Below are 13,996 nucleotides of genomic sequence, written 5' to 3' on the forward strand. Positions count from 1 at the left end.
ATTTTTACACTTTATCGAAACATGCTGCTGACGGAGCTTTCTTCATGAATGCGCCAGATAGTTTCGCCGAGTAAATTGGCAATGGTTAGGGTGGTGAGCTGGGCAAACTGATGCTCTGATGGCACAGGAATCGTATTGGTGACAATCACCTCTTCAAAGACACCGCTGGATAGCCGTTCAACGGCGGGTGGAGAGAATACGGCATGGGTGGCACAGGCATATACTTGTCGGGCTCCTTGTGCCCGGAGCAATCGAGCTCCTTCAGAAATGGTACCGCCTGTATCAATCATGTCATCGACTAATACAGCGGTTTTGCCGTTGACATCCCCAATCAGATTCATCACCTCAGCAACGTTGTGAGCCTGCCGACGTTTATCAATAATGGCCAAAGGTGCATCATTGAGGCGTTTAGCAATGGCGCGTGCTCGTGCGACTCCACCAACATCGGGAGAGACGACAACCAGGTCGCTTAGCCGCTTACTGGCGAGATAATCAACGAGTACGGGAGCCCCGTAGATGTGGTCACAGGGAATATCAAAATACCCTTGAATCTGCGATGAATGTAAATCCATCGCTAGTACTCTGCTAGCCCCGGCTTTGGTGATTAGATTAGCGACCAATTTAGCCGTAATCGATTCACGCCCAGCGGTTTTACGGTCCGCTCGAGCGTAGCCATAGTAAGGAATCACGGCTGTAATCTGCCGCGCGGAAGCCCGTCGGCAGGCATCGATCATGATCAGTAACTCCATGAGATGATCATTGACCGGTCGGCAGGTGGGTTGAATCAGATAAACATCACACCCACGGATAGATTCCTGGATTTGCACATAGAGTTCACCATCGGCAAACTGTTTACGGACCATAGGTCCTAAGTCAATTCCCAAGTACCGGGCAACCTCCCTAGAAAGAGTGGGATTTGACGACCCTGAAAACAGTTTCAGGCGGCTGTTGTCTTCTAAACTGGGCAGAGTTGGTTTAGCAGGCAGTGTTGCAGAGCTGATCACGGCAGGCCCTCAAAGCATACTTAGCGAGTTCATGCAAATCGTAACATCGGTCTCAGGAAAATTCTGTCTGACTTTTTCCAATTGAGACATCCTAGATACACATTGATATCTGGACTTGATGTAAGTACTGAGTCTTTAGCTGAACGACTCAACGGTATTAAAGAAGTTAAGTATTCTATCGCTGGCTATCAGAAAAAGGGATGTTGGTAGATCTAGAAGCACATGATGCTCTTAGGGACTCATAACTGAGAGCTGGGTTGGTCAGAAGTTTGGCCAAACCGCCTAAGTCATCCTCTGTATCACTGATATATACCCTCGATGAGGGATATTATCTTTAGCCTCTCTATGTCCTTATTTGAGCAGTGCCAGTCCTAAAGTCATGGCTTTAACTAACTTTCGTGCCGATTAAGTGACTTGAAAGGAGGCCAGAATATTTTTTAAAAATTGAATTACCGCTTAACCCGTAAGCCTAGCGGCATATGTGTATTTTATAATACATTCCTAGGACAAAATTTTATCAGACTTGTAAGCGCGGAGTACATCCCTTCTGCATATCAGTTTATTAAGCAACCTGTTAAGGCGGGTCACGCTATAGACGGCTAAATACTGCTATCTCAGTCTAAGTTAGTGATAGTTTTGCTTAAAAATCTGGCATCTGAATCATTCAAGGAGCCATTCAGATGCCCGTCTTCCCAAATCGATAGGGATACTCACAGCTTTACCTAATCTAGGACGTTCATTAGTCTGTTCGATTGCCGCCTTGACTTGAGTTAAGCACCCCATCGCTTCAAGATACAGAACTATATCTTGCAAATGCGCCAAGTATTCGTCCTCATCCATGGGGAAAGAAACCTGTTCTAAATAGCGCCACATCACCTGAAAAAAGACTTTAGTGGAAGTCTTACGGATCTGTACATCGAATGAGTATCCCCATTTGTCAATAAGTAGTTCCTGAAAGTTCTCGGGGGTCATAGGCTTCTAAGTCGATTGGTTTTTACATTTGTTTACAAGATTTCAGATAACGCGCCAATCTGAGAAGTAAATCAGATACAGATTTTAAAGGCTTAGTTCGATGTCGTTCAATTTTTAGAAGCTTCAATGCTAGTAGTTACCTGATGAGGGTTTGAGTCCCTATTTGCAAAATCATGCAGTAGTAAAAACCAGGTAGCTAACTCATATGAAAGTGATGATTATCAGCAGTTAGCCTCAAGAAGAGGAGTTTATCTGAGGCGGCAAAATGTAATAATACTCATAGTAATTTGCAAATTTCTGTGACGATATGAGCCGTAAATGTACTTTCGGCTACCAGTCACAGGGACTTGCAATGGGCGATGCAGCCTTTGGATTCATACTCGCATATATAGTCTGACAGTTATGGCTCAAGCTTCTGGAAACCCTGATGTCCCTGATTTAGGACGTCGCCAATTTATGAATCTGCTCACCTTTGGAGCAGCGACTGGTACGGCTTTGGGTGCTCTTTATCCCATTGTTAAGTACTTTTTACCTCCGAGCAGTGGCTCAGCGGGTGGTGGTGTTACTGCTAAGGATGAACTGGGTAATGATGTTGTAGCTGCTAGCTACCTGGAGACCCACGGTGCTGGTGACCGCTCTTTGGTTCAAGGCTTAAAGGGTGATCCAACGTATTTGGTCGTAACTGACGATGGCACTATTGATAACTATGCTGTCAATGCAGTCTGCACTCACTTAGGTTGTGTTGTTCCCTGGAATGCTAGCGAGAACAAGTTTAAGTGCCCCTGCCATGGTTCTCAGTACGATGCAGCTGGTAAGGTAGTTCGTGGTCCGGCCCCTCTGTCTTTGGCGCTGGCTAAAACAAGCGTATCTGATGATGACAAGGTAACTCTGAGTCCTTGGACTGACACTGACTTTAGGACAGGCGATGCTCCTTGGTGGGCTTAAGTTGTCTGTTTCATTTGATTTCTCTCTACGTAATTGGATTGCTAGCGTGCGACGGATGAAATTTAATTTTTTAAGCGTGTTCAATCGGCTGCTGAAGACTATTGCTTCGGGTGCTTTAGTTGCGATCGCAACCCTCAGCCTGGTGCTAACCAACGCTCAATCAGCATCGGCTTATCCCTTCTGGGCACAAGAAAACTACGACACTCCCCGTGAGGCAACTGGCCGCATTGTCTGTGCCAACTGTCACCTGGGTCAGAAAAAAACCGAGATTGAAGTACCTCAGGCTGTTCTACCTGACACTGTATTTAAGGCCGTTGTTAAGGTGCCCTATGACCTTGATGCTCAGCAAGTGTTGGGTGACGGTAGCAAGGGGGCTCTCAACGTAGGTGCAGTGCTAATGCTACCCGACGGTTTTCAGCTAGCGCCTGAAGATCGTATACCTGAAGAGATTAAGGAAGAAGTCGGTAGTACTTACTTCATGCCTTACAGCGAAGAGCATCCAAACTGGCTATTAGTAGGTCCTGTGCCTGGTGATCAGTATCAGGAAATTGTCTTCCCCGTGCTTTCTCCTGATCCAGCTACGAACAAGGATATTAGCTTCGGTAAGTATCAGGTTCATGTTGGTGGTAACCGTGGTCGTGGTCAGGTTTACCCTACGGGTCAATCCACTAACAACGTAGTTTACACAGCTTCACAAGGAGGCGTTATTACCGATATCGCTAAGGGCGATTACAGCACTGAGGTGACTATTAAGACGGCTGACGGTGAGACTGTGACCGAAAGCTTACAGCCTGGTCCTGAGCTGATTGTGGCTGCGGGTGATGCTGTTGAAGCGGGTGCACCGCTTACCAGTGATCCCAATGTGGGTGGTTTTGGTCAGCATGACACTGAGATTGTGTTACAAAGTTCCGGACGTATTAAGGGTTTGCTAGCCTTCTTAGGAGCGGCAGCGGTAACTCAGATTATGTTGGTGCTTAAGAAGAAGCAGGTTGAAACTGTCCAGGCTGCTAACGTCACCTTCTAGGTGCAGTCTATTAACTTGAGCTACAAAGCTTGGGGAAGGTGCTATCAGTGCCTTCCCCTTTTTGATGGGTAATGTGGGTTCGGGGCAACACTTAGTCAGTGTGATTAGCAGTTTCCCCAGCCGTATCGTCCTGTCCCAAAGCGACTTACCATAGAAAACTATCTGACTAAAAAGCCACTTTTATGAGCGTCGTCCTTTACAACACCTTATCTCGCCGTAAAGAACCCTTTCAGCCGTTGACTGCTGGTACAGCCAAGATTTACTGCTGCGGTGTCACAGTATACGACTACTGCCATTTAGGGCACGCTCGCTGCTATGTAGTGTGGGATACCGTACGCCGCTACCTGCAATGGCGCGGCTATGATGTGCACTATGTACAGAACTTTACCGATATTGACGACAAGATTTTGAACCGTGCCCGTAAAGAAGGCATCACTATGGAGGCTGTTTCTCAGCGTTTTATTGAGGCCTACCACGAAGATATGGCGCGGCTCAATATCCTGGAGGCCGATGAGTATACTTATGCCACCCACACCATCGATGGCATTAAGCGGCTAATTGGTGAATTGGAACAAAAGGGATATGCCTATGCGGCTGGTGGTGATGTGTACTACAAAGTACGCAAATTTGAGAGTTATGGTAAGCTCTCGGGCCGTAAGTTAGATGACATGCAGGCTGGTGCCAGTGGTCGAGTTGGTAGCGGTGAGCTCAAAAAGCACGATCCGTTTGATTTTGCTTTGTGGAAAGCGGCTAAACCAGAGGAACCTGCCTGGGAATCGCCTTGGGGACCAGGACGACCGGGTTGGCACATTGAGTGTTCGGCCATGGTTCGCGATCGCATGGGGGACACTATCGATATCCATATGGGCGGTGGTGACCTGACCTTTCCCCACCACGAGAATGAAATCGCTCAGTCCGAGGCGGCTACGGGGCATCCACTTTCCCAATACTGGATGCACAATGGCATGGTGAATGTAAATGGTGAAAAGATGTCTAAATCCTTGGGCAACTTCACCACGATTCGTCAGCTGCTGGATGCAGAGGATGGTTTGCATCCAATGGCGCTACGACTCTTTCTCTGTCAGGCTCAGTATCGTAAGCCGGTGGACTTTACGGCTGATGCGATCTCATCGGCTGCCAAAAGCTGGCAAACTCTTAAGGATGGCCTATTGTTTGGTGCCAATCATGGCTCAGAATTGAAGTGGACCGACCTTGATACCCTAGCACTCGACTATGAGAGTGATGCGGTCCAGCGATTCCAGGCAGCTATGGATGACGATTTCAATACGCCAGAAGCCGTAGCCGTTCTCTTTGAGCTGGCTAAGGAGCTGCGTCGTCAAGGAAATCTCTTGATCCATGAGGGTAAAGCAGATGCCGATAGTGATTGTCTCAAGCAGCAATGGTATACCCTGGTGTGTCTGGCTCAGGTGTTGGGTATCGAAACAACCCCCGATGTACCTCCCGTAGATAATGAAGGCCCCAGCGATGAGAAAATTGCCGCTTTAATTGATCAGCGATTAGTCGCTAAAAAGGCCAAAGACTTTGCTCTAGCCGACCAAATTCGGGATGATCTGGCCGCCTTGGGCATTACTCTCATTGATAAGCCAGGTGGTGTAACTGAGTGGCATCGGTAAAAGTAGACCAATGGTCCAGTGCTATCGAAATTCTTGTAAAAATATTCAGCAGCTAGAAGCAAGTTTTTGGAACGAAGAAGAAGATTCACCTTAAAACCCATATTCCTCTAGCACGGCGTCATCTAAGTCATCAATGGAATTGGCTCCCATGACGTCGTAGCACATATCTTGTAAATCTTGATGCCGCCGTCGCCTGGACGTACGGCGATATTTCTTAGCTTCTAGTTTTGGTTCGTGATGCGCTTGACCATCGCTACCCATCTTTACTTTTTCAATTGCTTCGGCATCGGGGCGATGTTCCAACTGTTGCTGATGGCGCAGAACCTCGTCAAGTAAAGTTAGATAGTGATCATACCGCTCCCACTCACCGCGAATATCGCAGCCCGGTTCGTCACGATGGAGGCAGTTATTAAACTGACATTGTCCTCCCCACTGTCGAATCTCGGGAAAACAGGTCATCAGTGTTTCGACGGTACAGGTGATATCGGGCTGGTTAAATCCCGGAGTATCAGCCAGTAAACCGCCGGTTGGCAAATCAAATAATTCCACATGGCGTGTAGTGTGACGGCCTCGACCTAGCTTACCCGAGACAGCATTAGTGCGGGCTTTAACATCAGGCACCAACCGATTTAGCAGACTTGATTTGCCCACGCCCGAAGGTCCGGCAACTACGCTGACGCGATGGTTTAAGGTGTCCAGTAGGGCAGTCGGTAAGGCTTTATCATCACGGACGCTGAGCAACAAAGGCTCATAACCCCAGTTTTCTAGTCGGGTTTGCCATTGGTCAATGGCGGTTTGAGAAAGCAGATCGCGCTTGTTCAGGCAAAGGGTAACGGGAATACCTGTGGATTCTGCTTTCACTAAAAATCGGCTGAGCTGTATGGGGTCTAAGACGGGCTCGGCTAGCGCAAATACCAGCAGAATTTGATCCACATTGGAAATAGGAGGACGGTCGAGCAGATTGTTGCGAGGGTGTATAGTTGCGATCGCACCTCGCTGATCTTGCCAGTCCATCTCCTCAATGACTACCTGATCTCCTACGACTACCTGCTGTCCAAGTTTTTTCAAACGAGCCCGGCGGGTACACAAAAAGTACAGTGGTTTATAGGTTTCCAGAGATAGCCTTACCTGATAGTAGTTGGCCTGACAGGCAACCACGGTGCCTGGCGCAGACGATAGGCGCGTGGTTGCTTTCATACCGTAGGTCGTCGTACCTGTAAGGTGAAATAACCTTCTGGACTTGCTTCTAGTCCTTCAATCAAAAATCCCTCTGAGCGTAAACTATCGGGAACTTGCTCCACTGGTTCCCCGGCATCTAGCCAAACCTCTAAAAGTTCACTGACAGGCATTCGTTGCAACTTAAGCTTGGTACGCACAAAATTTAGAGGGCAGGGTGTCCCACGTAAATCTAACCGCTCATCAGGTTTATTCAAGACATCCGCCATATTACAGAACCCCCACCAATGACTAGCCCTTAAACAGGCCACCTAAAAATCCTTCAAGCCCCTTTTTTGAAACTGAATCACCTCGAACTTCGGCCAATTTGGCCAATAGCTCCCGCTCCTCAGCCTTAATTCTGGTAGGAATATCAACCAGAACAGTCAATAGATGATTACCACGACTTACTGGATTCCCCAACTTAGGTACTCCACGGTTTTCCAAAGTTAATACTGTATTGGGTTGAGTCCCGGATGGCACTTGAACCTCCAACGGTCCATCAACTGTATCTACCTGCAGCTCACAACCTAAGATTGCCTGCAAATAACTAATCTTCAAGTCTGACAGCACATTGATGCCATCGCGCTTAAATTTGCTGTGATCTTTGACAAATAAATACACATACAAGTCACCCGGTGGGCCACCCCGCATCCCCGCATCCCCTTCATTGGAAACTCTCAGGCGTGTACCATTGTCAACACCAGCAGGGACGGTAATCTTGAGCTTTTTAGTTTCCTGCTTACGTCCTGCACCGTTACAAACCTCACACCGATCTTCAACGACTTCCCCTGTCCCGTTACAGGTAGGGCAGGCTGAAACCTGAGTAAAGCTACCAAATGGTGTTCGAGTTGCACGACGCACTTGACCCGAACCGCTGCAGGTTGAACAGGTACGAGGACGTGTGCCTGGTTTTGCACCGGATCCCTTACAGGTCATGCAATTTTCCAGGTGGCTGATTTTAATCTCCTTTTCACCACCAAAAATTGCCTCAGTGAAATCCAGTTTCAGATCAAGCCGTAGATCATCCCCACGCATGGGACCACGACGTTTAGCCTGAGTTGGACCACCCGAAAACCCACTAAAAAAGCTTTCAAAGATGTCGGCGAAGCCACCCATATCGGAAAAGTCCTGAAAGCCTGCGCCACCAGCCGCAGCTCCGCCAACACCCGCTTCACCAAAACGATCATACCGGGCTCTAATCTCTGGCTCAGACAGAACCTCGTAGGCGCGATTAATCTCTTTAAACTTATCTTCTGCACCCGGATCTTTATTAACGTCGGGGTGATACTTACGTGCCAGCCGCCGATAAGCACGTTTTACCTCATCCTGATCGGCCCCCCGGGAAACACCGAGTACCTCATAGTAATCACGAGCCATAGAATGCTAGCTTAACAACGACAACTGGAAACCTACCCAACTATTCTACGTAAGCACGGCACATTACTAATTCGCAATTCCCGTACTTCCATAATTCGGTTACTATTCAATCGCCTCATAGTCCGCCGTTATCGTGGCGTCCAAATCAAACTCAGGATCATCGGCGAGCAGATCAATTGCTTCAGAGGTTGCAGCAGCAGGCTCTTCTACTGGGGGTGCCTCAGAGGAAACTTCTTCGAAAGGTGCAGAAGAGGACATATCTGGAGTTGTCTCATCCATCGCAATGTCATAGTTGTCTTCATTAACCTGACGGTACATCTCAGCACCAATGGCAAAGATAGTCTGTTGCAGGGCATCTAGTGCTTCTTGAAGTTCTTCAGGCGTAATGTCCTTGTTGTTCAAAGCTGCCCGGAGTGCAATCTCTGATTCCTGAGCCTGAGCCTTGCGCTCCTCACTAATCCAATCCGCATTTTCCCGCATCGTTGACTCATAGCTGTAGAAGAGGGTGTCTGCTTTATTCTTCATCTCAGCCACTACTTTCCGGCGAGCATCATCGTCAGCATAGGCCTCTGCTTCTTCACGCATTTTATCAATTTCACTGGATGTGAGGCCGCCTGTATTGGTAATGCGAATACTTTGAGCTCGACCTGTACCCTTATCCTTAGCGGATATTTGCAGAATGCCATCGGCATCAATTTCAAAGGACACCTCAATTTGAGGGATTCCCCTGGGGGCTGGTGGAATGCCAGTTAGCTCAAATCGACCAAGGCTTTTGTTGTCTCGAGCCATCGCCCGCTCACCTTGTAATGCATGCACCTCTACTGATGTCTGGCCATCGGTAGCCGTTGAAAAGGTCTGTGATTTGCTAGTAGGGATCGTAGTATTACGCTCAATTACCTTAGTAAATACTTCGCCTAATGTTTCAATTCCAAGAGAGAGCGGCGTCACATCTAGAAGTAATAAGTCTTTGACTTCACCTCCTAATACACCTGCTTGAATTGATGCCCCTAGCGCGACGGCTTCGTCCGGATTCACAGACCGATCAGGCGTCTTACCATTGAAATAGTCAGAAATTGCTTTTTGTACTGCCGGAATTCTAGTAGAACCTCCGACTAATAGAATTCGATCAATATCGTCGGGAGTAAGCTCAGCATCTTTCAATGCCTGTTCAACTGGTTCTAATGTTGCTGCAATCAGTGACTTTGCCAATTCTTCAAATTTGGTCCGAGACAGCTCAGACTCCAAATGTTTTGGCCCGGTTTCATCTGCCGCAATAAACGGCAAATTAATAGAGGTTGTTGCCCGACTAGAAAGCTCAATCTTAGCCTTTTCAGCTGCTTCACGGATTCGTTGTAAAGCCATGCGATCTGTGGAAAGATCCATGCCCTCTTGGTCTCTAAATTGATCCAAGAGCGCTGTGACAATACTATTGTCAAAATCATCACCACCCAGATGATTATTGCCGGACGTAGCCTTTACTTCAAAGACCCCATCTCCAAGTTGCAGTATGGAGACATCAAATGTGCCCCCACCTAGGTCAAATACCAAGACGGTCTGGTCTTGCTCAAGCTTATCCAGGCCATAGGATAGTGCGGCAGCCGTTGGCTCATTGATAATGCGCAGTACTTCAAGTCCAGCAATTTTGCCAGCATCTTTCGTTGCCTGGCGCTGGGCATCAGTAAAGTAAGCTGGAACCGTAATCACAGCCTGGGTAACTGCTTCACCCAGATAAGCCTCCGCGTCCTGCTTCAGTTTCTGCAGGGTCATTGCAGAAATTTCTTGGGGTGTGTAAGCTTTGCCGCGAATTAAAACATCGACTGTGTCATCTTTCCCACGTACACAGGTATAAGGAACTCGTGTTCTTTCACTGGAGGTATCTTCCCAGCGGCGACCGATAAAGCGCTTGATGCTGTAAATGGTATTCTCTGCATTTGTAACGGCTTGACGCTTTGCTAGCTGCCCCACTAACCGTTCGCCATTCTTCGCAAAACCAACAATGCTTGGCATTGTCCGTCCGCCCTCCGTGTTGGTAATTACCTCAGGCTTACCACCTTCGAGCACTGCAACACAGCTATTCGTAGTTCCTAAATCAATGCCAATAACTTTGCCCATCTGAGAGCCTGCTTACTCCAGAAAATCACACAATTTTAGAAATAGAGATCCACTAGATTTGAAATACTAACTTGACTCCAAATCCTACCCTTAACTAACTAATAGAAATGGCAATTACCATCGAGAAGGACGTAGGCAGCTAAGCGAGTATTAACCTTATGGATTAACCGACATATAAGCTTAAGTAAATATTGCTATATGGCTACACCCTGTAAGTAACACATACCCACAGAAAGTATCTGTAGACAGCATATTCTGAAAAAATGCTGAGGTTACTCTCCAATATAAATACAATACCCAAAACCATAAACTCTAACAAAGCGCCTTGATATTCAAGAAAGCTTTATAACCAAGTTAGTTTTAGCTGACAACACAGCTATGTTCTGGGTAAACACTTTACTTAACCTACAATCCGATTTAGGTTACCCCTCTAGAGGGGTAGCAACTTTCACCATGGCGTGGCGCAAAACTCGCTCTCCTAGAACATAACCCCTTACCAACTCCTCAATGACTGTATCTTCAGGATGTTCATCTGTTGGTTCGCGCATTACCGCTTCATGCAAATTAGGATCAAATTCCTTGCCTTCTGCACGCATTGGTGCCACACCGATACGCTTCAAAGCTTCTACCAGCTGCTTATAAACACTTTGATAGCTCTTATGAACAGCCATTTCACCATCGTTCTGAGGTTTGATCTGAGCCCGAGCCCGCTCAAAATTGTCTACGACCTCTAACATGTTGCTGATCGTATTGCACTTCACCTGAAGTTCCAAGTCTTCTTTTTCGCGACTAGTACGCTTGCGAAAATTTTCGAAATCAGCTGTAAGTCTCAGATACTGGCTGTTTCTATCTTCTAGCTGTGCTTTGAGTTGCGCTATTTGCTCTTCTAATCCAGCAATAACCGCTACGTCAGCCTCAGATACGTCCGCTTCTTCATTAACGGAAGAATCAACAGACGCTGCATTATCAGCTACCTCGGAAAATTCATTCTCAAAATCAATATCAATATCGGCGTCTTCAGCTTTAAGCTCCTCGATATCTGCATCTACCCCACTAGTAGCCTCAGATGCTTCATCTTCTTCAATAGAATTGCTTTCTGCTGGATTAACGTCCTCTATCATCATTTAACCTCATCAATAACAGAACACAGGGAGTAATAATTTCCTTAGACGCTGATGCCTGAAGCGAGTTGCTCACTCCAAAACCTCTTCGCAGAAGAGGCTCAGACAGAAAAGCTACCTCTCTATTCTATAGGTCTTATCAGCCCCTGGTTTGTAGAGTTTATTCAACCACTTTCACTTTAGACGTATCACAATAGTGCATTATGCAACGTAATGACTACATAAATTAAGTGGCACCTTACAGTGATTTAGCCTCCTCATGCTCCTCGTAAATGCACAATAGTCTTTGATGCGGCTAGCTGGATGCTATTGTTCAAGCTATTATCGGGAAATGAAACGGCATTTTACAATAATATGCTGTGACATTGTAAAAGTATCCCCAACTCATAGGGGTTTACTCTCTTTCTATAGCTGTCTACAGAGAAGCGTTTTGTGGGCAACCTTCTGTAAGGATTTTCTGCGGCGACTATGACAAATTCCTCATCATCTCGGAAAGCGCTTGTTTTACAAAGAAGCTTTTCGCCATTTAGCAACCAGCTGATTCAAGCAGGGTATGTTGATACAGACCAAATGCAGCAGGCGTTGGTTGAAAGTCGAAAGTCAGGACGCTCATTAACAGATGTTCTAGAGTCACTGACAGGTCAGCAGTTAAGTCCAGAGCTTTTAAGGCAGTATAAAAAACAACAGCTATTCGAACTTAAGATTCTTTATGGGGTCGAGTCATTAGATCCTGAGATTGAAAGCGTATCCGATACAAAAGTTGGCAATCTCATTGATGAGTTGATTCCCGTAGATATTTGTCGCCGTCATCGTTTGTTGCCCCTTTCTCAAACTACTCAAAATGAGGTTTCTACCGTGCTGGTAGCAATGGTGGACCCAGAAAATCTGGAAGCTCAGGATGATCTAAATCGTATTTTGCGACCCAAGAATTTAAAGTTGCGTCGCATGGTTATTACCGTTGAAGACTATCAACGGATGATTTCAGCCTATTTAGATGATCAAGTCGCTAAGGAAAAGCAGCGAGATTTTGAACAGGCTGTTGATGTTAACACTAATTTAGAGGACCTGGATCTAGACGATGCCGGACTGGAGGAAGCTTTAGATGAAGAAGCAGATCTAAGTACGGCTGTACAGGATGCAGGCGCTGCACCCGTAATTGCACTAGTCAATAAAATACTGGTTAAAGCTTTACAGGAAGATGCTTCTGACATTCACGTCGAACCCCAAGAGGAGTTTTTACGTATTCGCTTTCGCCGTGATGGGGTTTTGCGTCAAGCTTTTCAAAAGCTACCGAAAAAAATTATTCCAGCGGTTACAGCTCGTTTAAAGATCATTGCTGAGCTGGATATTGCTGAACGACGAATTCCCCAGGACGGTAGAATTCGAAGGGTTTTCCAGGGACGTAAGGTTGATTTTCGGGTGAGTACGATACCCAGCCGCTATGGTGAAAAAGTCGTTTTACGAATCTTAGATAATACGAATACTCAGCTTGGTCTAGATAAGCTGATTACAGATGACGAAACCCTCAAGATCGTTCGGGATATGACAAGTTCCCCCTACGGTTTGATCCTGGTAACTGGACCTACAGGATCAGGTAAGACAACGACTTTATATTCAGTCCTTGCAGAACGGAACGATCCAAGCATTAACATTAGTACGGCAGAGGATCCGATTGAATATGCTCTACCAGGCATTACGCAGGTACAAGTTATTCGTGAGAAGGGTATTGACTTTCCATTGCTTCTACGTGCTTTTTTGCGGCAAGATCCCGATGTGATTCTAGTGGGTGAGACCCGTGATACTGAAACGGCAAAAACAGCTATTGAGGCGGCACTCACTGGGCACTTGGTCTTAACTACGTTGCATACTAACGATGCGGCAGGTGCTATTTCCCGTTTAAATGAAATGGAGGTAGAAGCCTTCCAGGTATCTAGCTCCTTGATTGGGGTTCTTGCTCAGCGGTTGGTAAGGCGTGTATGCACTGATTGCCGGATAGCTTATGTACCTAATAATGAGGAATTAGCACGGTTTGGGCTCAGTTCGTCTGGAGGTGATATTAAGTTTTACCGTGCCAATACGGTTCCTCCAGATCAAGTTGAGACAGTGAAAGCTGCTGGTGAGCTTTGCCAAACTTGCCAGGGTTCAGGTTACAAAGGTCGAGTTGGTGTGTATGAAGTAATGCGCATCACCGAAAATTTACAGAAAATGATTTCAGATGGAGCCCCTGCAGAACATATTAAGGAGGCTGCCGTTGAAGAAGGTATGCAAACTCTACTGTCCTATAGCCTTAATTTAGTAGAGCAAGGCTACACCACTTTGGATGAGGTAGAACGTGTGACATTTACTGACACAGGTTTAGAGGCTGAGCTCAAAGCTAGACGTAAGAGTGTTTTAATCTGCTCGACCTGTAATGCAGAATTACATCATGATTGGTTAGATTGTCCATATTGTCTAACCCCCCGTTTCCAGTCTAATTAGCTGGATTGAATGATGTAATTCGTCAAGGTGGAGTGGGTACAATCATCTCCATTACTGACATTAAGCTCTGCCAAGTATCCCTGCTATTTGCCCAGCATTTTTGCTGACAAC

11 protein-coding genes are annotated in these 13,996 nt (G+C 46.5%); 4 read left to right on the top strand and 7 right to left on the bottom strand.

Annotation, left to right across the window (positions count from 1 at the left end; genetic code table 11):
* Positions 1–11: 11 nt before the first annotated feature.
* Both N836_RS53215 and N836_RS53220 read right to left on the bottom strand, forming a co-directional pair.
* Entirely contained in the window at positions 12–1,004 is a 993-nt protein-coding gene (locus tag N836_RS53215; RefSeq protein ID WP_023073005.1) for a ribose-phosphate pyrophosphokinase, read from the bottom strand.
* A 660-nt stretch (positions 1,005–1,664) separates the two neighbouring features.
* On the bottom strand, positions 1,665–1,976 hold the full coding sequence (locus N836_RS53220) for a DUF3067 family protein (protein WP_023073006.1): 312 nt from the start codon (positions 1,974–1,976) through the stop codon (positions 1,665–1,667).
* A gap of 402 nt (positions 1,977–2,378) precedes the next feature.
* Here N836_RS53220 and petC point away from each other — a divergent pair, with 402 nt between their 5' ends.
* The 3 genes from petC to cysS all read left to right on the top strand — a co-directional run bounded on the left by petC (position 2,379) and on the right by cysS (position 5,579).
* Positions 2,379–2,921 (top strand): cytochrome b6-f complex iron-sulfur subunit, encoded by a 543-nt coding sequence (petC, locus tag N836_RS53225; RefSeq protein ID WP_023073007.1) that lies wholly within the window; start codon positions 2,379–2,381, stop codon positions 2,919–2,921.
* Between the two features lie 55 nt (positions 2,922–2,976).
* Complete coding sequence (gene petA / locus N836_RS53230; protein WP_031292799.1) at positions 2,977–3,945, top strand: cytochrome f; 969 nt, start codon at positions 2,977–2,979, stop codon at positions 3,943–3,945.
* 182 nt (positions 3,946–4,127) lie between these two features.
* Complete coding sequence (gene cysS, locus N836_RS53235) at positions 4,128–5,579, top strand: cysteine--tRNA ligase (RefSeq protein WP_023073009.1); 1,452 nt, start codon at positions 4,128–4,130, stop codon at positions 5,577–5,579.
* A gap of 90 nt (positions 5,580–5,669) precedes the next feature.
* On the opposite strand, the gene rsgA is transcribed toward cysS, so the two are convergent.
* The 5 genes from rsgA to grpE all read right to left on the bottom strand — a co-directional run bounded on the left by rsgA (position 5,670) and on the right by grpE (position 11,410).
* Positions 5,670–6,776 (bottom strand): small ribosomal subunit biogenesis GTPase RsgA, encoded by a 1,107-nt coding sequence (gene rsgA, locus N836_RS53240; protein ID WP_023073010.1) that lies wholly within the window; start codon positions 6,774–6,776, stop codon positions 5,670–5,672.
* Positions 6,773–7,024 (bottom strand): sulfurtransferase TusA family protein, encoded by a 252-nt coding sequence (locus N836_RS53245; RefSeq protein WP_023073011.1) that lies wholly within the window; start codon positions 7,022–7,024, stop codon positions 6,773–6,775. The genes rsgA and N836_RS53245 overlap by 4 nt, the downstream gene beginning before the upstream one ends.
* 22 nt (positions 7,025–7,046) lie before the next feature.
* Positions 7,047–8,174 carry a molecular chaperone DnaJ gene (gene dnaJ, locus N836_RS53250; protein WP_023073012.1) on the bottom strand — a complete coding sequence of 376 codons (1,128 nt, stop codon included), beginning with the start codon at positions 8,172–8,174 and terminating at the stop codon, positions 7,047–7,049.
* Between the two features lie 102 nt (positions 8,175–8,276).
* Positions 8,277–10,286, bottom strand: a complete 2,010-nt coding sequence (gene dnaK / locus N836_RS53255) for a molecular chaperone DnaK (protein WP_023073013.1) — start codon at positions 10,284–10,286, stop codon at positions 8,277–8,279.
* A 422-nt stretch (positions 10,287–10,708) separates the two neighbouring features.
* Entirely contained in the window at positions 10,709–11,410 is a 702-nt protein-coding gene (grpE, locus tag N836_RS53260) for a nucleotide exchange factor GrpE (RefSeq protein ID WP_023073014.1), read from the bottom strand.
* 465 nt (positions 11,411–11,875) lie between these two features.
* On the opposite strand from grpE, the gene N836_RS53265 reads away from it, so the two are divergent.
* Positions 11,876–13,885 carry a GspE/PulE family protein gene (locus N836_RS53265; protein ID WP_023073015.1) on the top strand — a complete coding sequence of 670 codons (2,010 nt, stop codon included), beginning with the start codon at positions 11,876–11,878 and terminating at the stop codon, positions 13,883–13,885.
* Positions 13,886–13,996 lie beyond the last annotated feature (111 nt).

The organism is Leptolyngbya sp. Heron Island J (assembly GCF_000482245.1).
GTDB lineage: Bacteria > Cyanobacteriota > Cyanobacteriia > Phormidesmidales > Phormidesmidaceae > Leptothoe.

Excerpts from the sequence above, each read along its gene's own strand:
- N836_RS53220 (WP_023073006.1), bottom strand. The coding sequence starts at position 1,976 with ATGACCCCCGAGAACTTTCAGGAACTACTTATTGACAAATGGGGATAC.
- petC (WP_023073007.1), top strand. The coding sequence starts at position 2,379 with ATGGCTCAAGCTTCTGGAAACCCTGATGTCCCTGATTTAGGACGTCGC.
- petA (WP_031292799.1), top strand. The coding sequence starts at position 2,977 with ATGAAATTTAATTTTTTAAGCGTGTTCAATCGGCTGCTGAAGACTATT.
- cysS (WP_023073009.1), top strand. The coding sequence starts at position 4,128 with ATGAGCGTCGTCCTTTACAACACCTTATCTCGCCGTAAAGAACCCTTT.
- rsgA (WP_023073010.1), bottom strand. The coding sequence starts at position 6,776 with ATGAAAGCAACCACGCGCCTATCGTCTGCGCCAGGCACCGTGGTTGCC.
- N836_RS53245 (WP_023073011.1), bottom strand. The coding sequence starts at position 7,024 with ATGGCGGATGTCTTGAATAAACCTGATGAGCGGTTAGATTTACGTGGG.
- dnaJ (WP_023073012.1), bottom strand. The coding sequence starts at position 8,174 with ATGGCTCGTGATTACTATGAGGTACTCGGTGTTTCCCGGGGGGCCGAT.
- dnaK (WP_023073013.1), bottom strand. The coding sequence starts at position 10,286 with ATGGGCAAAGTTATTGGCATTGATTTAGGAACTACGAATAGCTGTGTT.
- grpE (WP_023073014.1), bottom strand. The coding sequence starts at position 11,410 with ATGATGATAGAGGACGTTAATCCAGCAGAAAGCAATTCTATTGAAGAA.
- N836_RS53265 (WP_023073015.1), top strand. The coding sequence starts at position 11,876 with ATGACAAATTCCTCATCATCTCGGAAAGCGCTTGTTTTACAAAGAAGC.